We start from the raw sequence: 24,547 nt of genomic DNA, 5'->3' as shown, positions 1-24,547 counted from the left end.
ATGATCGTCTGGGTCACCGGCGCGAACGGGTTCATCGGCCGCCATCTCGTGCATGAGTTGGCAGGCGCGGGCCATGCGGTGCATGGCGTCGGCCACGGCGCGCTCGACGCAGCGGAAGTCCGCCGGCTTGGCTTGCAGAGCTGGATCAACGGTGAGATCGACGCGGCCAATCTCAACGCGCTTGCGGCGGCGCACGGGCTGCCGACACGTGTCTTTCATCTGGCCGGTGGCTCATCCGTCGGTGTCTCAATCGAGCGGCCGTTCGAGGATTTTTCGCGGACGGTTGCGAGCACGGCGCGGCTGCTCGAATGGCTGCGCGGGTCCGCGCCTGACTGCGCGGTGATCGCGGCGTCGAGCGCGGCCGTTTATGGCGCCGACCATGCCGGCCCGATCGCTGAGACCGCCGTCGCAACGCCGATGTCGCCCTATGGGCAGCACAAATTCATGATGGAGCAGCTGTGTCGCAGCTACGCGCAGTCGTTCGGCATGCATTGCACGATCGTGCGGCTGTTTTCGGTCTATGGCCCCAATCTGCGCAAGCAGTTGCTGTGGGACATCTGCTCGCGGCTCGAGGCCGGGAAGACGGTGCTGACGCTCGGCGGGACCGGTCAAGAAATCCGCGACTGGACCGACGCTCGCGATGTCGCAAGGCTGCTTGCCGATGTCGCGGAAGCGTCGTCGCTGCAGAACTTTCGGGTCATCAATGGCGGTTCAGGCCGCGGGACGAGCGTTGCCGACATCGCAGCGCACCTCGTCAAGCAGTGGGGCGGCAACACGGTTGTATGGCACTCCGGCATCAGCCGGCCCGGTGATCCCGTGAGCCTGTTGGCCGACGACGCGATGCTGCGCGGAATCGGATTCGATTGGCGCATTCCGCTCGACCAGGGCCTTGCCGACTATGTGGCCTGGTTCAAGGGACATGCTTCGTGACGACCCGCCCATTGCGGTTCGCGTTTGGTCACATTTCGCGACGGCTTTGGGCCGGCGGGTTTAATTATCAGCGCAACCTGTTTGCTGCGCTCGACCGGTTTCTGCCCGGCGAATTCACTCCGGTCGTCTTTGCGGGGACTGGGGCCGATGCAAATGAACTCGCGGAGCTTGCCGCAGTGCCGAGCGTCGAGGTTGTGCGATCCGAAGCGTTCGACGGACAGCCGGGTCTCGCCGCCGCGCTCGGGCTTGGTCTGGACAGCGGAGCCGCGGCGGCGTTTCGCACGGCGCGCATCGATGTCGTCGTCGAGGCCGCGCGCTTCTTCGGCTGGCGGCTGGCGATCCCGGCGGTGGCCTGGATTCCGGATCTGCAACACCGGTCGCTGCCTCAGCTGTTTCCGACGGCCGCACGCTGGCGCCGCGAGATCGGCTTTCGCGTTCAGATCGCGTCCGGGCGAAGCATCATGCTGAGCAGCGAGAGCGCGTTCCGCGATTTCAGGGCATACTACCCGCATGCTAGGAGCCGCGTCAGCGTCGTCCGCTTCGCGACTCAGCCACCGGCTGCGTTCCTGAACACGGACCCGTCGGACGTCATCGCGACCCATAACCTGCCGCAGAACTACTTCTATCTGCCCAATCAGTTCTATCGCCACAAGAACCATCAACTCGTCGTCGACGCCTTGACGATCCTGAAGCGGCGCGGGGTCGACGTCGTTGTCTGCGCATCCGGCAGCACGGAAGATCGGCGCGAGCCGGGCTATTATGATCTGGTCAATTCCGAGATCAAAAACCGCGGCCTCGAAGCGCATTTCCGGCATCTCGGCGTGATCCCGTTGCCGCATGTCTACGCGCTGCTGCGGGCCTCAACCGCGCTGCTCAACCCATCTCGCTTCGAGGGATGGAGCACGACCGTCGAGGAAGCGAAGTCATTCGGTGTTCCAATGATCCTGTCCGACATCGACGTGCACCGGGAGCAGACCTCGGGTGCCGCCCGCTATTTCGGCGTCGATGATCCCGATGCATTGGCAGACCACCTGATGCAAGCCTCGCAGGAGGCGCGGGGACTCGTGGTTCGGAATGTCGTTCCGCATCAGGACGAACGCGTCCGTGCATTCGCGGCGAGTTTTGCGGACGCCGTCCGGCAGACGGTTCGTCGGGATACTCGTGTGCTGCCGCAAGACGAGCGCGGAAGCTGAGCGGCGTGATCTCCGAAGCCCAGGCAGAGTACAACGTCGTAAACCCGACGTTTGCAAACTCTGTCAATGAGAAATCCGGTCAGGGGTCTGGTATGCCGATCATCGATGACCGAAATTGTCGGTTCCATCATTGCAATCTGTGAACTGCGGCCAATCAACTTGTCTGATCTGTGACTATTGGCTCCGAGTTTCGCACGAGTGTTTCGGCAGATTTCTGTCGGGTCAAATTTGCGTAGCGTGATAGCTCATTTGGACTATTCACGCTCTCGCTGTTCGAAATATTGTGATGTCTTGGCGTGAAGCGTTTGGCTCTCGTTTCTTGTAAGCGTAGCACGGAACTCGAGAGCGTCTCAACGAAGAGCACCGTCGCTGATGAACTGGCTGAAGAGTCGGCAAGAGCTCAAAGTATTGGCTCGATCGGGGACGATTGTCGCAGTTTTGCTGATGGCTGTTTCTGCCTCGCAACTTCTGCCCAGGCAATCGCGAGGCCGGCAAGTCGGTGTGCCCGGATACGACTATGTTAAGGGGCGCACGCTCGGCGAGGTTCCGGACGCCGAACTGGTAAGGCATCCTTCGGAGACCGACGACATCGCCTATGCGAATCGGGTCGCGCTCGCAGTTCATAGCTCCAGCTACAACTGCGAGCCGGGGAACTTCTCATTGACGCCAATCGAGCGGGTTATTTCCGGAGCGCTTGCTCAGTTCCGGCTCATCGACGGGAAGCTGATCTGGAGCGAAGGCCTTCTTGAGAAACATGCGCTGATATGCGGCTTTTGTGGCCAGCGGGCAGTGATCGCTTCCGAGATTCTTCGCAAGAATGGAATCAATGCCTGGGCGTTCGGTGTCGGCGGCCACGTGCTGGTGAAGTTTGCGGCTGGCGGGCACGAGTACCTGGTCGATCCGGATTATGGGATCTCGGCTTACAGATACGACGTGCGTCGCGGCATCTTGCGAGGCGAGATTGTAACAAAGTATACGAAAGCGGGCTGGACAAACGCCAGTCAAATCTACGGCTATGTATCAAGTCGAGCCGACAATGAGGATTATCTGAATCCCGAATACGCCTCGCACATCGAGGCGATGCAAGAGTCCGTTTTCTACTACGCAAACTCAATCGCGATAGGATTGATCTTGCTTGCTCCGTGCGTCGCTTTTGGCGTCCGATCAAAATCTCCCCGATCCACCTAGCGGCAAGATCGAGCTGCTCAGTGATTGAACCTGGATGGGAACAGCCGGCTCAACAAGCTTGGACGATGCGCAGTTCGGAGAGATGTGAAGGGATCCTTGGCTCCGGAATCGAAAACGCGGTAGACGCGCCCGTTCGTATTTGGGTTGCTGTTGTCGCTGGTCGAGAAAATGAGGGACGATAACCAATAGGAGTATCGTCCACTTCCCTTCTCGGCGATGTCTACGTGCAAGCTATGGGCTGGTCCGAGCGGGTGATTGTCTTCTGTCAGCTCAAGTCGAGATCGATTTTGCGCATCATTGCTGTCCGAGACGGAGCCGGGGATCAGGGTCAGATATTGCCAGGCATTGCCGCCATAATGCTTGAAGGGCGGACGGATGACCCCCGGGTCTGGTTCGCGCCAGGGTGGTAATGTGTCCAGGTAGAGCGCGAGCGGAACGTACAGGATCGCGCCAACCATGCTTGCGAGAATGAGCCTTCGCTGAAATTGCTTCGACATGTCGTGTCCAGTTGGCAGATCAGGATGAAGGATCGAGCGGCGCGACATGCGGCGCTGCCTTGCTCCGGGTGCGATCGCTAGCCGGCATCGAACGCTTGACGGTCATGCGAGGCGCTCTTCAAGCCGTTCACCGACGGCGGCAGGAGCTGACATTCCGCTCTGCGATGCAAACGCCGTGCGCGGCGTTAGATACCATAGCAGGAAAAGAACGGCTCCGCCGTGCGAAAGCAAGGTCGTTGTCATTGGGACATTCAGGAGGATATGCGGAAGGATCGAACCCGATATGAGGATGAAGCGGGGAGGAAGACCCGAGGAAAATCGATTGGCAAGTGCGATCACAAGCCCGCAGGCCAGAACCGGGATCGGCGCCAGCAGGGAGCCGACCGACGCGATCCCCTCAGTCGAGAACAGCGAGGCATTGAAATTGCCGAGCGCGTAGGCCTTCTGCATGACTTCGCCTAGCTGATGGGAATAGGGACACGAGACAAGGACTTTGACAAATGTGATCTGGCAGAAGGACGTAAGGGGGTGACTGAAGAAAAAGTCGTTGTAGATGTCCATCGCATTTGAAGGTGTCGCAATCATCCGAAGATTGACGATTTCGAGATAGCGCGTGTCGTGTAAGCCGAGGACTGCGTACAACACGATACCGACGAGGAGCGGCACGAATAGCGAGACGACAACCGTGATCCGGCTATCGAGCAGGCGCGTGAGCACAGCCATGGCCAAAAGCCACGTCGGCGTGAAGAAGGCAACCTTGTTCAAGGTGATCGGGTAGAAAAGCAGCAGCACGACGAGCGTAAGCCCGGCTCGCCAGTAGCTTCGGCGCTCCACAAAGCAGGCAAAAGCGAACGGCAGCAGGGCGTTCGAAACGACTCCAATGCCGTAGATGAGCACGGAAGGCATGTTGATCTTGTCGCGGAAGTCGTACATCTCATCCAGCGAGACCATCTTGAAGCTATAGCTCGCTGCTATCAGGATCGTGATCACGCCGAGTGCCAGGATCAATGTCAGCGCGCGATCGAAGGTCGCATCGCCAATCGTGAACCTTCGTCGGATCGGGGAGGTCACGAACAGCGATGGGATGAGGAATGCTATTATCGATGCGGCCGCGGAGGCCCCGCTGAGCCAGTGATTGTACTCGAAGCGGGAGAAGCAATTCAGCCACAGGTACCCAAGGACCATGGTGTAGAAATAGAAACCGAGAAAGTAGCCAAAGCTGAACGGAACGAGGAGGAACAGGTAAGAGAGAATGGCAAACGGGACGATCGTGGCGATCGCGGTGCCAAGCAATGCGGGATCATAATAAATGTGGTAGCTGCCGTAGCCGCGGCTGAGGTAGGCGAGCGAAACGCAGCAGGCGACGATGTGGAAGGATATCAGTGCGGTCAAGCTCGCGCGTGTTGAAATCTTGCCTTCCATCGCGGTCTCACTCGTGTTCATGCTGGTCCTGCTGCAGGTTGTATGCGGCAAAATGATTACGGCTGGTGATCGGCAGACCTGAAGATCGGAGAATTCAACCTGCTAGGGCAGTGGGCGCGCTTCAGTTGGCTCAGGGAGGCAATCTTTGCCGCGAAGGCTTTCGCCCTCTTTTCGTTGATCTGATGCGCGGATGCGGAGCATATTGAGCATGTTGCAGTGTATCGTGACCTGGCTATGGCTTCAGCGCGGCGGGATCGGTTCAGGCCGGCTGCCGCCGCAATTCGGCGCTGATGCCGCCGACGGGTAGATCGTTGCCTCGACCCGATCTCAGCGAGATGGCGTGTACGGATTTGTTCGGGCGTTCGAAGTAGCCAACAATATCTCACCATGCGTTAATATGTCACCATACAGCCGAGTGATCGCGTGACCGATGATCCTTGCCGAGAACCGCTCCGATACGCGGCGCCTCGCCGCCGCACCGTAGCTTGCCCGCAGCTCGGGCGATTCAGCAAGCTGCAGAATTGCTGCCGACAGGGCCGCTGGATCCTCAAGCGGGACCAGCAGGCCGGTTTGGTTGCTGAGGACGATCTCGCGGCAACCGGGAGTGTCCGTTGCAATCAGGGGCCTGCCGCAGGCGGCCGCTTCCATCAACGCTCCCGGAAGCCCTTCACGATACGAAGGCAATACCGCGATATGCGAAGCCCGCCACAGCGAGACGATGTTGTCGATGTGTCCGAGCCAGGTGATGCCCGGCCGCGCCACCCAAGCATCGATCTCTTCGCGTGACACGGACGATGGATTGGCCGAGTCGGGATTTCCTGCGATGATCAGGTTGATGTCGTGCCCCTGATCGCGCAGCAAATCATAGGCGCGGACCAGCGTGCGGATACCCTTGTCGACCAGCAACCGTCCCGCGAATCCAACCGTGATGGGGGCTTCCGGTTCAGGCAGCGGCTGCAATGATTCGTCGTCAACGCCGGATCCTGGGATCAATGACATGCGGTCGGGGTTGGCGCCGAGAGCCAGAAGCGCTTCACGATCGTCGGGATTTTGCACGATCGTGTAACTTCGATCCCGATTGAGCAGCCAGGGGAGCAGTCGCGTCAGGACTCGCTTCAGCAAACGCGACCGCGAGCTCGATGACGTGAAGATGTAGCCGAGCCCGGTGATCGCGTTGACGACAGGGAACGTTTGATCGAGTGCCGCCAGCGAGCCAAAGACGCAGCACTGAACGCCGGAGTGATGCACGATGCTTGGCTTGATCTTGCTCTCTATCTCCCGGATGGCTTTCAGGGTCGCCGCGGCGGTCGGCATCGCCCGCTGACCGCGCTGGAATGGAATATGGTGAAGAACGAAGCCCTCCGCCTCGATCGAAGCGGCGCCGCTGCTCACATTGGTTGCCACATGAACTTCAAGGCCTGCGTCACGCGCGGCCCGCGCCATCGGGAGGCGATTGAGCAGGAAGGCCCAGTCCTCGTTTACGATGTAGAGGATGCGACCCTGTAGCTTGGTGTCTTGGGAACTCATCGGTCAGTCGAATCAGGATCGTGGAAAGCCCGGTCACCGGTAAGCGGGGGCATGAGAAATCTGTATCGTCTCGAAAGCAGAGCGCGGTTCAGCGCCGCAAGCCGCAGATCTGGTACGACGGGCCGATCAGCATCGCCGCCATCGTCACGAATGGCCTAAACCGTAACACGGGACAATGCATCGCCGCCAGCATTGCAGGTGGCAGCGACATGGTTGGCGTGCATCATCGGCTTGGACGTGGGCAATAACCCGCATGGACGCCGGTGGCGCCGCACGGGTCTGTCCACCAGCGGCTGCCGAGCAGATGAGAGTGTGGTCGTTTTCGATGTCGCTACTTTTGAGTTGCGCGGTGCGGCCACCGATCGCATCGGCTGACCGCTCATCCCAAGGCGGAAGGCGAATTGCAGGCGCGCGGCGTCGTTCGTTCGATGCTGTCGTCAGCATGTCATTCAATCTGACTCTTGGCGATCTGGCCGCTGGAAAAATTCATACATAATATCAAATGATTATGGTGTTCGTGTAATGAACATCGGACTTGACGTTCACGACGTGAACGCGGTATCAGTCGCGGACGGAAAAGGAATTTCAATGGACCGCGCGTTGCCAGGAACTAGCGGCGAGGACGAAAGGATCGTCCTCAATCTGCTTAATTCCGTCGATGATGGCGCGCAATCGCAGCGTCGCATCGCGGAAGAGCTCGGTATCGCGCTCGGTCTCGTGAACGCGTATCTCAAGCGATGTATCAAGAAGGGCCTCGTCAAAGTCAGTCAGGCGCCGGCGCGCCGCTACGCCTATTACCTGACGCCAAAGGGCTTCGCTGAAAAATCGCGCCTGACCGTGGAGTACCTGTCGTCTTCGTTCTCGTTCTTTCGTCAGGCCAAGGCTGATTGTGCGCGAGTCCTGCAGTTGGCGAGGGCGCAGCAGTTCCAGAATCTCGTACTTTGCGGAAAGTCGGACCTGGCCGAGATTGCCATGCTGTCGGCGGTCGATTGCGGCGTTTCGATTGTCGCAATTGTCGATCAAGACGCGGGTGAGACGCGCTTTGTCGGGGTGTCGGTGGTTTCTGGCTACGATCGTGTTGCCGCTGCATTTGACGCGGTGATGATCACCGATGTGGTCAATCCCGGGCGGGCCTTCGATGAGGCGGTGCGCCTCTACGGACCGGGCCGTGTGCTGGTTCCAAGCCTCCTGGGCTTGAATGTCCCCGAGCGTCAGGATGTGGCGCAATGAGCGTTGTCGATGCCTGGTACGTCGTCCAGACGCATGTCAATGCAGAAGCGAAAGCAGCTTGCAATCTGCTGCGCCAAGGCTTCGAGCCGTACCTGCCTCGCTATCTGAAGCGCCGGAGTCATGCTCGGAAGGTCGATCAGGTCGCCGCGCCGCTGTTCCCGCGTTATCTCTTCGTTCGAATCGATATGCAGGCCCAGCGCTGGAGTTCCATTCAGTCGACCTCGGGTGTTGCGCGGCTTGTCTGCAACGGCTCGGATCCTGCGCCGGTCGCGCGACATGTCATCGCCTCACTGAAGGCGCGCGAGGGTGCGGGCGGCTACGTTAAGCTTGATGAACGCCCCAGGTTTTCGCTGGGTGAGAAGGTGCGTGTGTCGGCGGGAATATTCGCCGACAGTCTCGGATTGTTTGACGGGTTGGCTGATCGCGATCGTGTCGCGATCTTGCTTGACCTGTTGGGGCGAAAGGTCCGGGTCTCGATCGAGGCCGGCTTGGTTGCGGCTGCTTGAAGTGGCCTGACGTGTGCGGATCAATCGGCCGCATGCAAATCGGGCATTCCGTTCCGGTGGCTTCAGTGCCACCCGGACTGCGGTAGCTTGGAAAGTTCACACCTTCGGTGTTGGGGGCGACGTAGTCTGATGATTTCATTTGCTCTGAGTGACCGGTGTTGCCTGTGATGTTGATCATTCCGCGGAAGCCGCGCGTTTCCAGCCGCAGCAGCATCGTGGCCTGTCTGTCGGTCCGGTATTCGTTGCGCAAGATGCCGATTGCTCGCCGTGCGGCTTTTTGCGGTGATCTGTTTACGTCGACCGCCAAGGGCAGGGGGGCGTAGCGATGTGCGGCATTGCGGGATTCTTGCGGCTTCGGCCAACTGGCCGTGGGCCTCTATCGCAGCGCGTCCTCGACGACATGACGGACAGCCTCGCATACCGTGGGCCGGATTCGCGGGGCACATGGCTGGACAATGAGCGGGGGGTGGGCTTCGGCCACCGACGTCTGGCGATACGCGATCTGTCCCCGACGGGCGCGCAACCGATGACGTCGGGATGCGGTCGATTTGTCATCATCTACAATGGCGAGGTTTACTCCCACACCGAGATTGCGGCTGATCTCGAGCGGACAAATCGTCGGCTCAAAGGCCATTCGGATACCGAGATCATCCTTGAGGCTTGCGCGGAATGGGGCATCGCGAATGTCGTGCCGCGCTTGATCGGCATGTTCGCCATCGCCCTCTACGACAAGCAGACCGGCGACCTGGTTCTTGTGCGCGATCGCCTTGGAATCAAGCCGCTGTACTGGAGCGTGATTGACGGGGTGCTGACCTTCGGCTCGGAATTGAAGGCGTTGCGCGCGGTTCCGGGCTGGACGCCGGTCCTGGATCGAAACGCGATGGCCGCGTTCATGCGCCACAACTACATTCCAGCGCCCCATACGGTCTATAAGGATACCTACAAGCTTGAGCCGGGCACCATGCTCAAGACCGGGCGTGGCGGCGAAATTTCGATTGAGCGCTTCTGGAATCTCCGAAGCATCGTTGAGAACTCAGTGCGCGGCAGATCGGATATCGGCGAGAACAAAGCGATCAATCGCCTTGATGCCTTGCTCTCCGATGCGGTGAGACGCCGCTTGGTTGCCGACGTGCCGATCGGCTCGCTGTTGTCGGGCGGCATCGACTCCTCGCTCGTCACCGCGTTGATGGCCGAGACCGCAGATCGGAAGATCAATACATTCTCGATCGGTTTTGCGGAGAAGGGGTTTGACGAGGCGCCGTTCGCGCGCGAGGTCGCGCGTCATCTCGGGACCGACCACACCGAATTGTACGCCGATGCCTCGCACGCCTTGGACATGGTTGAGCATCTGCCGCAATGGTACGACGAACCGTTCGCGGATTCCTCACAGCTGCCGACGGCTCTGGTGTGCGAGCTGACCCGCCAGCACGTCAAGGTCGTGCTTTCGGGAGATGGGGGCGATGAATTGTTCGCGGGCTACGGCCGTTATGCCTACGCGCTCGACATGCGAAAGGTCGCCGGCCCCACCCCGGGGGCTTTGCGCGGCGTGCTGGCGCGTGGTCTCCGTGCGGTCCCGTCGCGCGCCCTGGATCAGATTGGCCAGGTGCTGCCGGGCCGCTGGCGGATAAATGGTCTTGGCTCGAAAGTTGAACGGTATGCCCCGGCCATCCTCGAAGACGATCCCGACACACTCTATCGCGGGATGCTGAGCCATTGGCATAGCCCGGACGATCTGGTGATCGGAGCCTCCGAGACCAAGGGCGTGCTGTGGGATCCGCGTCTTCCGAGCGATGTTCCGAACTTTCTCGACCGGATGATGCTGATCGACACGCTCACCTATCTGCCTGACGACATCCTGACCAAGGTCGACCGCGCGAGCATGATTGTTGGGCTGGAAGCGCGGGTTCCGCTGTTGGATCATCGGGTCGTGGAATTCTCCTGGACCTTGCCCAGGCATCTGAAGTACCGCGATGGCGTCGCCAAATGGGCGTTGCGCGAGGTGCTGTATCGTCGCGTCCCGCGTGGACTGCTTGACCGTCCAAAGATGGGGTTCGGTGTGCCGTTGGCGGAATGGCTGAGAGGGCCACTGAGGAATTGGGCGGAAGAATTGTTGGCTGAGAAAAGGCTGAAGGACCAGGGATTGTTCGCTTACGCCCCGATCCGTGAGCGATGGCAGGCGCATCTGGACGGTGCCAACTGGGCTTATCCGCTGTGGAACGTCCTGATGGCACAGGCCTGGCTGTCGGCTAATCCGGAGGTCTCACTGTGATAGCGGCGCCGTCACTTCTTGGCTCGATGTACGGGCATCGCGAACTCGTGGCTGAGCTCGTGAAGCGTGAATTGCGTGATCGTCACGCGGGACAGCTCCTGGGCGCGCTGTGGGCCTATGGCCATCCGCTGCTGCTCATGCTGATGTACTCGCTGCTGTTCGCTTATGTATTCCCGACCCGCGTAGGCGGCAGCGGCAGTCATCCCGATTTTGCCGTCAATGTCCTGATCGGCATAGTCTCGTGGCTGGCGTTTCAGGACTTGCTGGCCCGCTCCACCACGATATTGACCGCTCATGCGAGTCTCGTGAAGCAAATCATCTTCCCGGTCGTGGTATTGCCGGTCAAGACTGCGATCGCCTCCGCGCTTCCATACTCGATCGCGCTCCTGTTCACGATCGGCTACGCCGCGGTTGGTGGAACTCTGACGTTCATGGTTCTGACTGTCCCGTTCCTGATTGCGATCCAGCTCATTGCGATGACCGGCGTCGCTCTGATGCTGTCGGCCCTCGGTATCTTCTTCCGCGATTTGCGCGACATCGTGACGATCTTCTGCACCGTCAATCTGTTCGCGCAGCCGATCCTGTTCAACCCGTTTGCGACGCCGTCCTGGATGAACTGGGTCTTTCACCTGAATCCGTTCAGCTACCAGGTTTGGTGTTGGCAGGACGCGCTTTATTTCGGAGGCTTTCAGCATCCGGCGGCCTGGATCGTCTTTCCCCTCGGCGCCTTTTCCTGCCTGGGAATTGGCTACGCGGTGTTCACCCGCTTGCAACACGGCTTTGGCGACGCGCTATGACCGGAAAAGAAATCGCCATCAGTGCCCGGGGACTTCGCAAGGCGTATCGCGTCTATGAGCATGCGATCGACCCGCTCGTCGAAATCATCCGTCGCGCTCCGCGCCACACCGAGCGCGTCGCGCTTCAGTCCATCGATCTCGACCTGAAGCGCGGCGAGATTGTTGGAGTTCTCGGGCGCAACGGAGCCGGAAAATCGACGTTGCTCAAGATCATCGCCGGAACGCTGGAGCGCTCGTCGGGTGATCTGAAAGTCAACGGTCGGATCACCGCCATCCTCGAACTGGGAACTGGGTTTCACCCGGACTACACCGGCCGAGAGAACATTTTCATGGGCGGCCTGTGCCTCGGAATGTCCAAGGCGGAAATCGAGAGCAAGCTCGATTCGATCATCGACTTCAGCGAACTGCGCGACGTTATCGATCAGCCGTTCAAGACCTATTCCACCGGGATGCAGGCGCGTCTCACGTTCGCTACCGCGATCAGCGTCGAGCCGGATATCCTGATCGTCGACGAAGCTCTCTCAGTCGGCGATGCGCGTTTCCAAATGAAATGCTTCGGCTGGATCCAGCGGCTGAAGCAGAAGAATGCGACGATCTTGCTTGTTTCGCATGACACCAACACCATTACGACCTTCTGCGATCGCGCCCTGATTCTAGAAGGCGGGAGAGTCTTCGCGGAAGGCGAGGCGGGGCCGATATCGGTGGTCTATCACAATCTGCTGTTTGGCAAGACGGAGGCGAGCACGGCGACCAAGGCCGAAGAGGCATCGTCCCCCGGGCTGGAGAACGCAATCAGTCAAATAACTGTCGAGAATGCCGACGATTCCGAGCTGCCGGCGGAGGAGATCGCGCCGAAGGTTCGATATGGATCGGGTGAGGGGCGTCTGCTCGATTGGGGGGTGTTCGATGAGCACGGACGACGCTCAACCCTCCTCCAGAGTGGGAGTAATTATCGCTTTTCGATGCGGTTTCGATGCGATGCGGACATTCCGGCATTGTCCTGTGGTTTTGCAATCAAGGACCGCAGGGGCACCGTCGTTTGGGGGGCGACCAACCTGACGAGCCATGGCGTGGCGTGGCAAGCCCGGGCCGGCGACGTTCTGACGATAGCGTGCGATTGCACCATGTGGTTGGCTGCGGGCGACTTCTTTCTAACGCTCGGCGCCGCGCATCTCCATGATGGTGCAAAGATCGATTTCGTCGAAGATGCCATACAATTCCGGGTTGTTGGTACGAAAGGGGCTTTCACGACGGCCTTGGTCAACCTGGAGAGTGAAATCGTGATCTCCTCTGAACAAGAGAATGTCGCCCAGGTAAGCGGAGCTGTCGGAGGATGTTGAAGCGAATAATGGCCCCGTTGCTGGGAACGCGCGCGAAGACCGAGACCGAAGTTGCGGTGCAGCCCGCTCCGGTGCCGGTCTATAGCTCTGATGCTGCTCGGCTGGCGGCGGAGATCGAGAGCCTTGCGCCGGACAAGGCCGTTCAACTTCTCACCGTCTTGAAGCGTGGGCTGGAGTTAGAATCCTCGGAGTTCGAGCGCTATCTCTCCGCTGAGGCGCTGACGACAGCGATCTATCCGAAGTTCAAATTCTCCGAGTTCGCTCGGATATTCCTCGAGGATGAAGCATTCCTGGCCTACTACATGAGGTTCATGGATGTAGGGAATTGGCATTCGCTTGATCGCAAATACGCGATGAATGAGTTGCTGAAACTCGTCGTTAACCTGGACGGCGATGCAGCCGAATGCGGCACGTACAGGGGCGCCACCGCCTACCTGCTGTGCCAGGCCTTCAGGAAAATGCCGATGTCCATTCATCTCTTCGACAGTTTCGAGGGGTTGTCCGAGCCGGCTTCCGTCGATGGCACATACTGGCGGAAGGGCTCGCTGACCGCGGCCGAAGACGAGTTGACCCAGAGCTTGCGCGGGTTCGACAACTATCGGATCTACAAGGGCTGGATCCCCACGCGATTTGCCGAGGCGGCCGACTGCAGGTTTCGCTTTGTTCACATCGATGTCGATCTCTATCAGCCCACGCTCGACTCGCTGCAGTTCTTTTATCCCCGCATGGTTGCGGGGGGCATCATCCTGCTTGATGATCACGGGTTCAAATCATGCCCGGGTGCGAAACAAGCAGCTGACGAATTCTTCGAATCGAAGGCCGAGAACCTCGCGCTCCTGCCAACGGGGCAGGCCTTCACGATTAAGCAGTAGAATGGGGCTGAGCTGCTTCGTACAATGGTGAAAAGGCTCTGAGATGGCTGCGGAACGGTTGAAGTGGACTCCCGAACTGGTTAATCGGTTCTGGGACAATGTGGGGCAAACCCGGCTGACCGAACTCAGTTTCGCGAAGCTTGGGGGCCGTAGCGTCATTACGGCTATCGACCACATACTTCCGAAGTACGGGCGCATTCTCGATTTCGGTGCAGGCGACGGTCACTTGCTTCGCTTCATGGCGCAGCGTGGCCTCACGGTGGCGGGGTACGAGCCGTCGAAGGGGCGCGCGGCAAATCTGCAGCGTGCGCTGGAGAATTTCGACGGATTCCTGGGCGTCGTGGGCGATGATTCGACCGAGACTTTCGACGTCGTGATCATGTCCGAGGTCATCGAGCATGTCTTGGACGAAGTCCTGGACGTCACGCTCGATCGCTTGGCGCGTTTTGTGCGCCCGGGGGGCATCCTGGTCATCACCACGCCCAACAACGAAGACCTCGATCTGGACATGGCGTACTGTCCGGTCAGCAATTTGCTGTTTCACCGTTGGCAGCACGTCCGTTCGCTCGATCAGTCGTCACTGAAAGCGCTTCTCTCGCGATTCGGTGTCGATGAAGTGGTCACGCACCGAGTGGGATTCGACGACAATATCTTCGTCCCGCACGATGCCTTCTGGAGCGGAAAGCCTATCGTCGATCCTCTACCGGATTGGCTCGAGAACATACGCCAGAACAAGCCGGCTCAGGCCGGGGCGGGGAATCGACTTCTGTACATCGGACAGAAAGGGCGCGCGACCGACTACCAGAAGCAATTGTCGACGTTTCAGGCTCTTGCTGCTCAAGCAAGCGTATCGGCAGCGAAGGCGTCGCCGCATCGCAGTGGGATCTTGATGATCATTGGTTCGTTGGGCCCCGGGGGCGCCGAACGGCAAATGGTCGCCTTGGTCGAGCAGATCGTATCGAGAGGGGTGGATTCAGTTGCTGTGGCGCTCGTCCATCCGCCGGCGACGGAGCGCGAGAATTTCTTCAGAGCCAGGCTGGAAAAGGCGGGCGTCAGGATCATCGATGGCTTCTCTACCGCGAAATCTCCGCCCGCAACGGGGAAGGTCGCAAATCCTGATCCGTTTGAAGTGTTGTCGCCCGAACTCGCTGACGTGAGGGCGTATTACGATCTTCTCGCCGACGTAAATCCTGAGACGGTGTATCTCTGGATGGACGAAGTCTGCATCAAAGGCGGCATTGCGGCGACCGTACTGCAGATCCCTCGAACGTTGCTCTGCTTTCGGAATATGCCTTCCTACAATTTCCCTTACTATCACGGATATCATCGTGATTGTTATCGGTTCCTGGCACAGCAGCCGAACCTGCAGATGCTAAATAACAGCCGCGCTGGTGCGCGCGCGTATGCCGAGTGGCTGGAGCTCCCGGAGGGGGCGATCAAGGTCGTGCACAACGGACTTGACCTAGACAATGATGCTGAACCGGCGGTCCTGAGAAAGCAGTATCGAGCCGCGCTGGGGATCGACAAGAAGACGTTGATTGTTGGTGGCGTCTTCAGAATGATGACGGAGAAACGTCCATTCCTTTGGCTCGATGTCGCGGCGATGATCCGTGAGAAGATGCCGAATGTGCGCTTCTTGCTGGTGGGCAACGGTGCGCGGTTCGATGATGTTCGCGCTCACGCCGAACAGCTTGGGTTGACCGGCGCGCTGATATTTGCCGATCTGGAACTGCGCCCAGCCGCCGCAATTGCCGCGATGGACCTGTTCTTCCTGGCGTCGCGTATCGAGGGTCTTCCAAACGTCATTCTCGAAGCGCAGGCGCTTGGGGTTCCCGTAGCTACGACCTCCGCCGGAGGTGCTCCCGAGGCCGTGCTGGATGGTGCGACGGGGCAGATATTCAAGCCCGACGCAACGGCGCGAATCATGGCTGATACCATCGTTGACTTGCTGGGCAACTTGCGCTGGAGAAAAAAAGCTGCGCAACTGGCGCCGCAACACGTCAAGACTTCCTTTAGTGTGGAGCTCATGGCTGACGGGATGCTTGCCGCTCGCCATGGAATTGCCGTCCGTTCGGCAGTTGAGAGCAAGGTTGTCGAAGCTGTTCCGTCGGCTGAGCCGGTTCCGGAGAAGGTAGACCGACCGCAACGATCCTGGGCGCTGCAGTGGTTTACGGCCAAACTCCCGTCCTGGATCTATCGATCGTGAGCGAGCGAATGGGTCGACGGTCGTGCGGAACCCATCGTGCCTTTCAAGCGGGGCGGGCGAGTCCTGATCGCACAATTTGAACGGAGGCCAGCCGGGCCATTTGTCTAGGGGACGAAGAACGTGAACGAGGAGGAACAAACAACGTCATCGAAGGGCAATGCTGCGTGGCGGCCGCCGGAGCGGGCCGTCGCCATGTTTGCAGACGGTCCGAAGTTCGTGGCGAAGGCATTCGCGAAGGGGATCCGTCGCAATTTGCCACACCGCGCGATTGCATTTGTCCGGCGGTATTTGTTGCGTCAGCCTCCATCCGTCACGTTCAGGGATGCGTACTTATTCGGTTGGTCGAAGATGGCTCGCTGTCGTCCCCTGCTGGCGCGTAATCCAGCGGAACTCAGCATGGCGGAGCGTGTCGAACTTCGAATTCTCAAGCTCGTCCTGGCGATGCCTGATGGGCATCATTGTCGCGCCCTTCGGAAGTTCGACCTCCAGTTGAAGCGGCAAGATGTTTCGGGCGCAAGGAGCTCGATTGTGCGACGGCGCGGCGTGACGATGATGATTGGAACGCTTGGACCAGGCGGTGCAGAGCGCCAGTTGGTGGTCACCGCGCGGGGGCTTCGTGAGGGCAGGAAGCTGAACATCCGCGTTGCCTGCGTTTATCTATCCTCTCCTGTCAGCAGGTTCTTTCTGCCGGAGCTGGAGTCCAAGGATATTGCAGCCAGTGTCATCGGCGCTGAAGCCGACAGCGACCTCGATCCGGCGCTGCGGAGCGTCGTTGATACCTTGCCGTTGGAACTGCGCGGCGACGTGGCTCTTTATGCCAAGACATTGGCGGCGCAACACCCCGAGATTGCCCACCTCTGGCTCGACGAAGTCAACATCAAAGGGGGCATCGCAGCGGTGCTGACGGGCGTTCCCAAAATAATCATCTCGCAACGTAGTCTGCCGCCGATCAATTTCGTTTTTCATCAGCCCTACATGCGTGAAAGCTACCGGTGGCTGGCGCGCCAGCCAGGCGTCAAGATGATCAACAACAGTGCGGCTGGTGCCAGGGCCTACGAGTCGTGGCTTGGATTGGCCAAGAACTCGATCGGCGTCGTTCGCAACGGTTATGCCTTTGATGAGTCCGAGTTGGCGGAGTACAAGGCGGATTGTATCAAGCTCCGACAGCGTGTCGGGATTGAACCCGGTGCGTTGGTTGTGGGGACCGTGATGCGCTTTACCGAGGAAAAGTGCCCCATGCTGTGGCTGGAGATAGCGGCGCTCATCCGCCGAGATCTGCCCGAAGTGCGCTTTCTGATCGTTGGAGATGGACCTCTGCGTGCAGCCATGGAGGCTCGCTCGGCCGCCGAAGATTTGGCGGGGGCCGTGTTCTTCGCGGGACATCTGAAGGAGTCAATGGCCGCTATGGCCAGCATGGACCTGATGCTTCTGACGTCCCGTGCGGAGGGGCTTCCGAACGTTCTGGTCGAAGCGCAGTTCCTGGGCGTACCTGCGGTGACGACGCCGGCGGGTGGCGCCCCGGAGGCTGTTAATCACGGCAAGTCAGGCTGGGTTCTTCAGGACTGGGACGCTGCATCGGGTGCTTGCCAAATCGTGCGCCTTTTGCGAGACGGCCAGTGGCGAGAAGCTGCGGCGAAAGATGGTCCTGAGTTCGCGTTTAAGCGCTTCGGGGGTCAGCGTGCGATCGATGAAACGCTCGCGGTGTATGGTTAAACGGATTCCAGAGGACAATTTGATGGACCAGGTAGAAGAGAAGCGCTTCGAGTTCGGAAAGAATTGGCACGACTTTATTCAGAAGAATTTTGACTCGGAGAAGGTTCAGACCTCGAAGCGTCATATTCTTCAGTTCATGGGACGTCCCGATCTCAATGGCCTGACGGTTCTCGATATTGGTTGTGGCAGCGGGCTCCATTCGATTGCCATGTTGGACGCAGGCGCCGCTCGGGTGGATGGTTTTGACTATGATCCGGATTCGGTCCGGGCCAGCAAGTTTGTCCAGTCGCAAGCGGGTAATCCCGCCAATTGGACCGCGGAGCAGGGGTCGGTTCTCGACGATGCTTACGTCAGCAAATTGCCGCTCTACGATCTGGTCTATTCGTGGGGCGTGCTGCATCACACCGGTGAAGTCTGGCATGCGATCCAGAACGCGGCTAGCCGCGTGAAACCGGGGGGACTGTTCTACATCGCACTCTACTCGGCTGACGTGCAGAAGGACCCGACTCCGGAATTCTGGCTGGATGTGAAGCGTCGATACGTTGCTTCCGGTTGGTTGCAGCGCAGGCTTATGGACGGTTGGTACGTCTGGCGTTTCGAAATGTACAAGGATCCACGGAATCTGCCCGCGTTCATCCGGCGGGTGCGCGAATACAAGAAAATGCGCGGCATGAACAAATTCACCGACATCCGTGATTGGCTCGGCGGCTGGCCCATGGAGTTCGTCTACGACAAGGACGCCATCGATTTCGTCGAGAAGATGGGCTTCAAACTCGACAAGATCGCAACCGGCGAAGCAAATTCCGAATTCCTGTTTGTGCGGAATTCATAGCGAAACGGTGCGGCGTCCTCTGCCACCATGTGACCGTGACGGAACGATCGCGGTTGCGGCGAGGACGTCATTGATTTCCAGGCAATGAGCCCACTCCCCATCATATACGTGATCGGCTCCCTCGATGTCGGGGGAGCCGAGCGGCATCTGACACAGATCATCCCAAGGCTTGATCGCGCCCGATGGAAGCCGGTGGTTTGCTGCCTGACTGAAAGAGGTAAGCTCGCGGACGGTTTGGAGGCGGCTGGCTTCGAGGTGATCGTTCGTCCGGCCGTGCCACGGTCCGGCGGCAGATCGCGGATCCGGACCCTCGCGCGTCTCGCCGAGACGGTGCTTTGGCTTTGTCGCGTCATGCGCCGATTTCGCCCGGCGATCGCTCATTTCTTCTTGCCGGGTGCCTACATCCTGGGGGCGCCGGCGTCGATCCTGGCCCGCGTTCCGGTTCGCGTCATGAGCCGGCGAAGCCTCAATTACTATCAGCGGAACATGCGCTTCAGTGGCGCGATCGAAGCCAGGCTGCATCACCATATGACGGCGATTCTCGGAAACTCGAACAGCGTCGTGCGTCAACTGCATGATGACGAGAACGTCCCGGAAGATCGGCTCGGGCTGATCTATAACGGCATTGATCTCGCAGGGTATCGACAGCCTCCGATGGTACGGCAGAGCGTGCGTGCGTCGCTCGAGATCGATCAAGAGGCCCTCGTTTTCATCATCGTGGCAAACCTCATCCCTTACAAAGGACACCAGGATTTGCTCGCGGCCTTTTCGATCGCGAACGCCGACTTGCCGGTCGGCTGGAGATTGCTGGTGGTGGGGCGGGACGACGGCATCGGCACGACGCTGCGCGAGCAAGCGTCGAATTCCGGGATCGCGGATCACGTGCTGTTTCTCGGTTCAAGAAGTGAGGTGCCTGATCTCCTGTGCGCGGCGGACGTCAGCGTCCTGTCCTCGCATGAGGAGGGCTTTTCGAACGCCGTTCTCGAGAGCATGGCGGCCGGGCTTCCGGTGATCGCAACCGACGTCGGCGGAAATCCCGAAGCGAACATCAACGGGGAAACCGGGTTCATCGTGCCGCCGCGCGACCCCAAGGCGATGAGCGAGGCGATCCTTCGTCTCGCGGCGGACGGGGCATTGCGCACCCGAATGGGCGTGAAGGCGGCGGACCGCACCGAAAGGAATTTCAGCCTGGATGCGTGTGTGTCGCGCTACGAGGATCTTTACGCCGGCTTATCGCAAGGCAAGAGGCCCGGCGAGATCGCGAGCATCCGGCTGTCGAAGTGACTTATCCCCAGCGTTCGCGCCAGGCCTCGAACATCAACACGTCCCACAGCGCGTACTGCCAATTGCGCTTGCGCGACAGATGCTCGGCCCAGCGCCGGCGAATGAGGGCGACGTCGAAGAAATCGGTCTCCCGCAATCGCCTCTCGGACAGTAGATTTTCTGCCCATTGCCGCAACGGCCCGCGCAGCCATTCGTCAAGCGGCACGGCGAAGCCCATCTTCGGACGCTCGATCAGGCCTTTCGGAACATGGCGGTAAAGAACCTGACGTAACAGCCATTTGCTGACGCCGCGCCGGATCTTGACGGAATGCGGCAGCCGCCATGCCATCTCGACAACGCGGTGGTCGAGAAGCGGCACTCTGGCCTCAAGCGCGACCGCCATGCTCGCACGATCGACCTTCGTCAGGATATCGTCGGGAAGATACGTCACCGCGTCGAGGAATTGCATTCGATCGAGCAAATTCGGAAAGTCGGTTCGCACCGAGCTGTCCCACAAGACCCCACGCGTTTCTGCTACGCCCGGCGTGATGCTGCCCGGATCCCAATGGCTGATTAGCCTTCGATACAGTTCATCGGCATCGTTCAGCCCGAGCACGCTCGCGAATTTATGAATCTTGTCGCCGGGCAGTCGTGGATAGCTATGCTCCGGAAGGTAGTCGAAGATTGCGTTCCATCGTTCCGAACTGACCGAGGTCAGGCCCGCAGCCAGTGCCTTTCGCAATGGGGCCGGCACCAGCGACAGCATCCTCCAGGAGCGCCGGGTCAGCTGATATCGATTGTAGCCGGAGAAGAGTTCGTCGCCACCATCGCCCGAAAGCGCGACCGTGACGTGTTTGCGTGTCATCGCTGAAACCAGATAGGTCGGAATCTGCGACGAGTCGGCGAACGGCTCGTCGAAGATCTCGGAAAGCTTCGGTACGACATCGAGCGCTTGTTGCGACGTCACGATGAGTTCTGTGTGGTCCGTCCCGAGATGCCTGGCGATCGCGGCGGCGTGAGGTGCCTCGTTAAAGGCCTTTTGTTCGAAGCCAATCGAGAACGTCTTTACCGGTCCGACATTTGCGGCCTTCATCAACGCGACGACGGTCGATGAATCGATTCCGCCGGAAAGGAATGCCCCGAGCGGCACGTCCGCCATCGTGCGTTTGCGGACGGCATCGACAAGAAGCGTCTCGAGTTGATCGACCAGCGACAGATCGTCTCCGGTGAGCGGGTTGCTGAGCCCGTCGAGAGCGACCCGCCGGGCATCCCAGAATTTCTCGGTCTGTGGTTCGCGACCGAATTCGAGGGTCAGAATGGTTCCCGGCTCGAGCTTGTGGACATCCCGATAGATGGTGTGTGGAGCGGGGATGTAGTTGTGCCGCATGAACGAGGCGACCGCCGCCGGTTCGATCCGGGGCGTCCAGCCCGGATGCTGGCGAAGCGCCTTGAGCTCCGAGCCGAACATGAACAACCCGCCGATCCTGGCCCAATAGATAGGCTTGATACCGAGACGGTCGCGAATGAGCTTCAGGGTTCGCTGTTGCCTGTCCCAGATCGCGATCGCAAACATGCCGATCAGCCGGTCGGCGGTGGCGCGGACTCCATACCGCGCAATTGATTCGAGCAGGACCTCGGTGTCCGAATGTCCGCGAAAACGATGACCAGTCGCTTCGATCTCGGTCCGGATTGGAAGGTGGCTGTAGACTTCGCCATTATAGACGATCACGAAGCGGCCGTCGGCCGAGTGCATGGGCTGGTGTCCGGCTGGCGAAAGATCCACGATCGACAAGCGGCGGTGAACGAGGGCAACACCGGCTTCGGCGTCGACCCAGATCCCGTGATCGTCGGGTCCACGATGTTCCAGGCTGACGTCCATGGCGTCAGCAATGGATTTCAGCTGATCAACTGATGTCCGGCGGCTGGGGTCCGCGAGAAATCCGGCAATTCCGCACATTGTGCCTTACCGGAAGGCTGGCAAATCGGTCAGCGGACAGGCGCCGAACCCGGGAATTTGCCGTTCCAGCGGAGTCAGTTCATTTCGCATCTGAACCACGACAAGACAACAATCCACGGTTGATGCCCTAGCTCAGGCGCGGACCAATGGCCATGCAGGTTTTCCCAGCGCGCCGGATAGAGCGATGCCGGTATTGGGTCGACAGAGGAGCCGACGCATTCGGACCTGTCGCGGGTGCGTCAAAGAGGGGCCGGAACGGGTATTCGGCCTTGGTATTCTCTTTGGGGCACCCTGGCAATAGCGCTCGCTTTTTGCGGCAGAATCCTTGGTATCTTAAGGACTTTGGCTCTTGCGACGTCAGCTGTATGGCGGCTAAACAACCGGCGTCGATGGTACGTTTGAGCCCGGAACTTCCTTGATGTCACATTTCCGAAAGATTGCAGTTATTGGGTTGGGCTATGTCGGCCTTCCCGTTGCGGTTGCCTTCGCACGCAAGGGGATGCCCGTCGTTGGTTTTGACGTGGACGCGGGCCGTGTTGCCGAGCTCAGCGAGGGGTATGATCGGACACGCGAGGTCGACGCCGACGATCTTCGTCATGCGTCGCTGACGTTCTCGGTGGACCCGGCAGCGATCCAGGATTCGGATTTCTTCATCGTCACCGTGCCGACGCCAATCGACGATGCGAACCGACCGGATCTGGGTGCGATGATCGCCGCATCGCGCACGGTCGGAGGTGCGCTCAAGAAGGGCGACATCATCGTCTACGAATCGACGGTCTACCCCGGCGCGATCGAAGAGGAATGTATCCCCATCCTGGCGGGGGTCTCCCATTTGAAGCCGGGAGTGGACTTCGCCGTTGGGTATTCCCCCGAGCGAATTAATCCCGGTGACAAGCTGCACCGTTTCGAGACCATCATGAAGGTCGTCTCCGCTCAGGATCCCAAAACGCTCGACATTGTCGCTGACGTTTATGGGTCCGTCGTGACGGCCGGCGTCCATCGCGCACCGTCCATCAAGGTCGCCGAGGCCGCAAAGGTTATCGAGAACACGCAGCGCGATCTGAACATCGCGTTCATGAACGAGCTATCGCTGATCTTCCAGGTGCTGAATATCGACACGGGCGACGTTTTGGCGGCCGCGGGCACGAAATGGAATTTTCTGCCGTTTCAGCCCGGCCTCGTTGGTGGCCACTGCATCGGCGTCGATCCCTACTATCTGACTTTTCGTGCAGAGCGAGCGGGCTACCATCCGGAGGTCATCCTGGCCGGTCGCCGCATCAACGATGGCATGGGGCAGCGCATTGCCCGCGAATGTGTTCGAATGCTGCTTCGTGGGAAGGGAAGGGGAGGCAAAGGCACTGTCACGGTGCTTGGCCTGACCTTCAAGGAAAATGTGCCTGATACGCGCAACTCCCGCGTGGTCGACATCATCCGCGAGCTCGAGACATTCGGGATTCACGTTCAGGTGCATGATCCGCTCGCGAACGCGGAAGATGCAAAACACGAATACGGGCTGACGCTGACTGATCTGGATGCCTTGCAGCCGGCGGATGCGGTTATCCTGGCCGTGGCGCACGACAGCTATCTGGCAGGTGGATGGCCGCTGTTTCAGCGACTTTTGGATGGCGGTACGGGCCTCATTCTCGACGTCAAGGCGAAGCTCGATCGAGGCGTGACGCCGGCTGGTATCGAACTCTGGCGGCTATAGAACGATGGCTGAGAACGCGATGACATACGATACACCACTGGTCACCGGAGCCGCCGGGTTCATCGGTTTTCATGTTGCCCGGCGCCTGCTGGCGGCAGGCCGCAAGGTCGTCGGCCTGGACATCGTCAATGACTACTACGATCCTCGCCTGAAAGAAGCGCGTCTCGAAATCCTGAAGCGCGACCCGAACTTCACTTTCGTAAAGCTCGATCTGACCGATCGCGCGGGCATCAAGTCGCTCTTTGCCGAGTATCGTTTTCCTGTGGTTGTCCATCTCGCCGCCCAGGCTGGCGTGCGCTATTCGCTGGAGCATCCACACGCCTATGTGGATGCAAACCTGGAAGGCTTTATCAATATTCTTGAAGGCTGCCGCCACAACGGATGCGAACACCTGCTGTTTGCGTCGTCGTCGTCAGTTTATGGCAGCAATACAAAGCTGCCCTTCTCGGTGCATGACAATGTTGATCATCCGATCAGCCTGTATGCCGCGTCGAAGAAGGCCAACGAGCTGATGGCGCACTCCTACAGCCATCTGTACGGCATCCCCGCCACCGGACTGCGGTTCTTCACCGTCTACGGTCCATGGGGGCGTCCGGACATGGCGATGTTCATCTTCGCAAAGGCGATCTTGAGCGGCCAGCCGATCAAGCTGTTCAACAATGGCGACATGCGGCGTGACTTCACCTTTGTCGACGATATCGCCGAAGCAATTATCCGTCTCATGGGACGTCCGCCTCAGCGCAAATCAATCCCGGCCACCGCCGTGCCCGATCCTTCCAGCAGCAGGGCGCCCTGGAAGATCTACAATATCGGCAACAATAACCCCGAGGAGCTCCTGCACGTCGTTTCGGTGCTGGAGAAGGAGCTCGGCCGGACAGCAATCAAGGAACTGCTGCCGATGCAGCCCGGCGACGTGCCGGCGACGTATGCTGATATCGAAGATCTGGCGCGGGACATCGGATTTCGGCCTGCGACCAGCATCGAGGATGGGATCGCGCGATTCATCAAGTGGTACCGCGAGTACCACAAGATTTGACGGGCGGCCGACACCTTGGGATCGAGCTTGCTCCCTGCCGGCCTGTGACAAACATGGTGGG

20 protein-coding genes are annotated in these 24,547 nt (G+C 59.6%); 16 read left to right on the top strand and 4 right to left on the bottom strand.

The annotated features are described in order from the left end of the window. The 3 genes from JQ616_RS16210 to JQ616_RS16200 all read left to right on the top strand — a co-directional run bounded on the left by JQ616_RS16210 (position 1) and on the right by JQ616_RS16200 (position 3,311). Positions 1-930 carry an NAD-dependent epimerase/dehydratase family protein gene (locus tag JQ616_RS16210; RefSeq protein ID WP_212015826.1) on the top strand — a complete coding sequence of 310 codons (930 nt, stop codon included), beginning with the start codon at positions 1-3 and terminating at the stop codon, positions 928-930. Then, positions 864-2,123: a glycosyltransferase family 4 protein gene (locus JQ616_RS16205; RefSeq protein WP_249136810.1), complete on the top strand. Its 1,260-nt coding sequence runs from the start codon at positions 864-866 to the stop codon at positions 2,121-2,123. The genes JQ616_RS16210 and JQ616_RS16205 overlap by 67 nt, the downstream gene beginning before the upstream one ends. 372 nt (positions 2,124-2,495) lie before the next feature. Next, entirely contained in the window at positions 2,496-3,311 is an 816-nt protein-coding gene (locus JQ616_RS16200) for a hypothetical protein (protein ID WP_212015824.1), read from the top strand. Between the two features lie 17 nt (positions 3,312-3,328). Here the strand turns inward: JQ616_RS16200 and JQ616_RS16195 are convergent, their stop codons facing one another. The 3 genes from JQ616_RS16195 to JQ616_RS16185 form a co-directional block, all read right to left on the bottom strand. Continuing rightward, the gene (locus JQ616_RS16195) at positions 3,329-3,856 is read right to left on the bottom strand and encodes a hypothetical protein (protein WP_212015822.1); all 528 of its coding nucleotides are present in this window, start codon (positions 3,854-3,856) and stop codon (positions 3,329-3,331) included. A gap of 54 nt (positions 3,857-3,910) precedes the next feature. Further along, the gene (locus tag JQ616_RS16190) at positions 3,911-5,230 is read right to left on the bottom strand and encodes a hypothetical protein (protein WP_212015820.1); all 1,320 of its coding nucleotides are present in this window, start codon (positions 5,228-5,230) and stop codon (positions 3,911-3,913) included. Between the two features lie 327 nt (positions 5,231-5,557). Next, complete coding sequence (locus tag JQ616_RS16185; protein ID WP_212015818.1) at positions 5,558-6,757, bottom strand: glycosyltransferase family 4 protein; 1,200 nt, start codon at positions 6,755-6,757, stop codon at positions 5,558-5,560. 20 nt (positions 6,758-6,777) lie between these two features. Between JQ616_RS16185 and JQ616_RS16180 the strand changes: the two genes are divergently transcribed. From JQ616_RS16180 to JQ616_RS16130, 11 genes are all read left to right on the top strand, one after another. Continuing rightward, complete coding sequence (locus JQ616_RS16180) at positions 6,778-7,005, top strand: hypothetical protein (protein WP_212015817.1); 228 nt, start codon at positions 6,778-6,780, stop codon at positions 7,003-7,005. A gap of 274 nt (positions 7,006-7,279) precedes the next feature. Further along, the gene (locus tag JQ616_RS16175) at positions 7,280-7,987 is read left to right on the top strand and encodes a winged helix-turn-helix transcriptional regulator (protein ID WP_249136809.1); all 708 of its coding nucleotides are present in this window, start codon (positions 7,280-7,282) and stop codon (positions 7,985-7,987) included. After that, entirely contained in the window at positions 7,984-8,493 is a 510-nt protein-coding gene (gene nusG / locus JQ616_RS16170) for a transcription termination/antitermination protein NusG (RefSeq protein WP_212015815.1), read from the top strand. Before JQ616_RS16175 ends, nusG begins: the two co-directional genes overlap by 4 nt. A 325-nt stretch (positions 8,494-8,818) precedes the next feature. Then, entirely contained in the window at positions 8,819-10,762 is a 1,944-nt protein-coding gene (gene asnB, locus JQ616_RS16165; protein WP_212015813.1) for an asparagine synthase (glutamine-hydrolyzing), read from the top strand. Positions 10,763-10,809: 47 nt separating this feature from the next. Beyond that, positions 10,810-11,559 (top strand): ABC transporter permease, encoded by a 750-nt coding sequence (locus tag JQ616_RS16160; protein ID WP_212015811.1) that lies wholly within the window; start codon positions 10,810-10,812, stop codon positions 11,557-11,559. Next, complete coding sequence (locus tag JQ616_RS16155) at positions 11,556-12,899, top strand: ABC transporter ATP-binding protein (protein ID WP_212015809.1); 1,344 nt, start codon at positions 11,556-11,558, stop codon at positions 12,897-12,899. Before JQ616_RS16160 ends, JQ616_RS16155 begins: the two co-directional genes overlap by 4 nt. A gap of 8 nt (positions 12,900-12,907) precedes the next feature. After that, positions 12,908-13,771, top strand: a complete 864-nt coding sequence (locus JQ616_RS16150; RefSeq protein WP_212015807.1) for a TylF/MycF/NovP-related O-methyltransferase — start codon at positions 12,908-12,910, stop codon at positions 13,769-13,771. A gap of 43 nt (positions 13,772-13,814) precedes the next feature. Further along, positions 13,815-15,977, top strand: coding sequence for a methyltransferase domain-containing protein (locus JQ616_RS16145; RefSeq protein WP_212015805.1), 2,163 nt, complete (start codon positions 13,815-13,817; stop codon positions 15,975-15,977). Between the two features lie 120 nt (positions 15,978-16,097). After that, a complete protein-coding gene (locus JQ616_RS39790; RefSeq protein ID WP_212015803.1) occupies positions 16,098-17,690 on the top strand; it encodes a glycosyltransferase in 1,593 nt (530 codons plus the stop codon). Positions 17,691-17,712: 22 nt separating this feature from the next. Beyond that, the gene (locus JQ616_RS16135) at positions 17,713-18,522 is read left to right on the top strand and encodes a class I SAM-dependent methyltransferase (protein ID WP_212015801.1); all 810 of its coding nucleotides are present in this window, start codon (positions 17,713-17,715) and stop codon (positions 18,520-18,522) included. Positions 18,523-18,630: 108 nt separating this feature from the next. Continuing rightward, a complete protein-coding gene (locus JQ616_RS16130) occupies positions 18,631-19,806 on the top strand; it encodes a glycosyltransferase (protein ID WP_212015798.1) in 1,176 nt (391 codons plus the stop codon). A gap of 1 nt (position 19,807) precedes the next feature. Here JQ616_RS16130 and asnB (JQ616_RS16125) read toward each other — a convergent pair whose 3' ends face one another. Continuing rightward, positions 19,808-21,742, bottom strand: a complete 1,935-nt coding sequence (gene asnB / locus JQ616_RS16125; RefSeq protein ID WP_212015796.1) for an asparagine synthase (glutamine-hydrolyzing) — start codon at positions 21,740-21,742, stop codon at positions 19,808-19,810. Between the two features lie 418 nt (positions 21,743-22,160). On the opposite strand from asnB (JQ616_RS16125), the gene JQ616_RS16120 reads away from it, so the two are divergent. Together JQ616_RS16120 and JQ616_RS16115 are read left to right on the top strand one after the other, a co-directional pair. Continuing rightward, on the top strand, positions 22,161-23,450 hold the full coding sequence (locus JQ616_RS16120) for a nucleotide sugar dehydrogenase (RefSeq protein ID WP_212015794.1): 1,290 nt from the start codon (positions 22,161-22,163) through the stop codon (positions 23,448-23,450). Positions 23,451-23,469: 19 nt separating this feature from the next. Continuing rightward, positions 23,470-24,486 (top strand): NAD-dependent epimerase, encoded by a 1,017-nt coding sequence (locus JQ616_RS16115; protein WP_212016330.1) that lies wholly within the window; start codon positions 23,470-23,472, stop codon positions 24,484-24,486. Positions 24,487-24,547 lie beyond the last annotated feature (61 nt).

The sequence above is a fragment of the Bradyrhizobium tropiciagri genome (assembly GCF_018130545.1).
GTDB classification, from domain to species: domain Bacteria; phylum Pseudomonadota; class Alphaproteobacteria; order Rhizobiales; family Xanthobacteraceae; genus Bradyrhizobium; species Bradyrhizobium tropiciagri_A.
This window is presented reverse-complemented; position numbering and strand designations above follow the sequence as displayed.

Excerpts from the sequence above, each read along its gene's own strand:
- JQ616_RS16120 (WP_212015794.1), top strand. The coding sequence starts at position 22,161 with ATGTCACATTTCCGAAAGATTGCAGTTATTGGGTTGGGCTATGTCGGC.
- JQ616_RS16200 (WP_212015824.1), top strand. The coding sequence starts at position 2,496 with ATGAACTGGCTGAAGAGTCGGCAAGAGCTCAAAGTATTGGCTCGATCG.
- JQ616_RS16195 (WP_212015822.1), bottom strand. The coding sequence starts at position 3,856 with ATGTCGCGCCGCTCGATCCTTCATCCTGATCTGCCAACTGGACACGAC.
- asnB (WP_212015796.1), bottom strand. The coding sequence starts at position 21,742 with ATGTGCGGAATTGCCGGATTTCTCGCGGACCCCAGCCGCCGGACATCA.
- nusG (WP_212015815.1), top strand. The coding sequence starts at position 7,984 with ATGAGCGTTGTCGATGCCTGGTACGTCGTCCAGACGCATGTCAATGCA.
- JQ616_RS16145 (WP_212015805.1), top strand. The coding sequence starts at position 13,815 with ATGGCTGCGGAACGGTTGAAGTGGACTCCCGAACTGGTTAATCGGTTC.
- JQ616_RS16210 (WP_212015826.1), top strand. The coding sequence starts at position 1 with ATGATCGTCTGGGTCACCGGCGCGAACGGGTTCATCGGCCGCCATCTC.
- JQ616_RS16155 (WP_212015809.1), top strand. The coding sequence starts at position 11,556 with ATGACCGGAAAAGAAATCGCCATCAGTGCCCGGGGACTTCGCAAGGCG.
- JQ616_RS16135 (WP_212015801.1), top strand. The coding sequence starts at position 17,713 with ATGGACCAGGTAGAAGAGAAGCGCTTCGAGTTCGGAAAGAATTGGCAC.
- JQ616_RS16175 (WP_249136809.1), top strand. The coding sequence starts at position 7,280 with ATGAACATCGGACTTGACGTTCACGACGTGAACGCGGTATCAGTCGCG.
- asnB (WP_212015813.1), top strand. The coding sequence starts at position 8,819 with ATGTGCGGCATTGCGGGATTCTTGCGGCTTCGGCCAACTGGCCGTGGG.
- JQ616_RS16185 (WP_212015818.1), bottom strand. The coding sequence starts at position 6,757 with ATGAGTTCCCAAGACACCAAGCTACAGGGTCGCATCCTCTACATCGTA.
- JQ616_RS16150 (WP_212015807.1), top strand. The coding sequence starts at position 12,908 with ATGGCCCCGTTGCTGGGAACGCGCGCGAAGACCGAGACCGAAGTTGCG.
- JQ616_RS16190 (WP_212015820.1), bottom strand. The coding sequence starts at position 5,230 with ATGGAAGGCAAGATTTCAACACGCGCGAGCTTGACCGCACTGATATCC.
- JQ616_RS16115 (WP_212016330.1), top strand. The coding sequence starts at position 23,470 with ATGACATACGATACACCACTGGTCACCGGAGCCGCCGGGTTCATCGGT.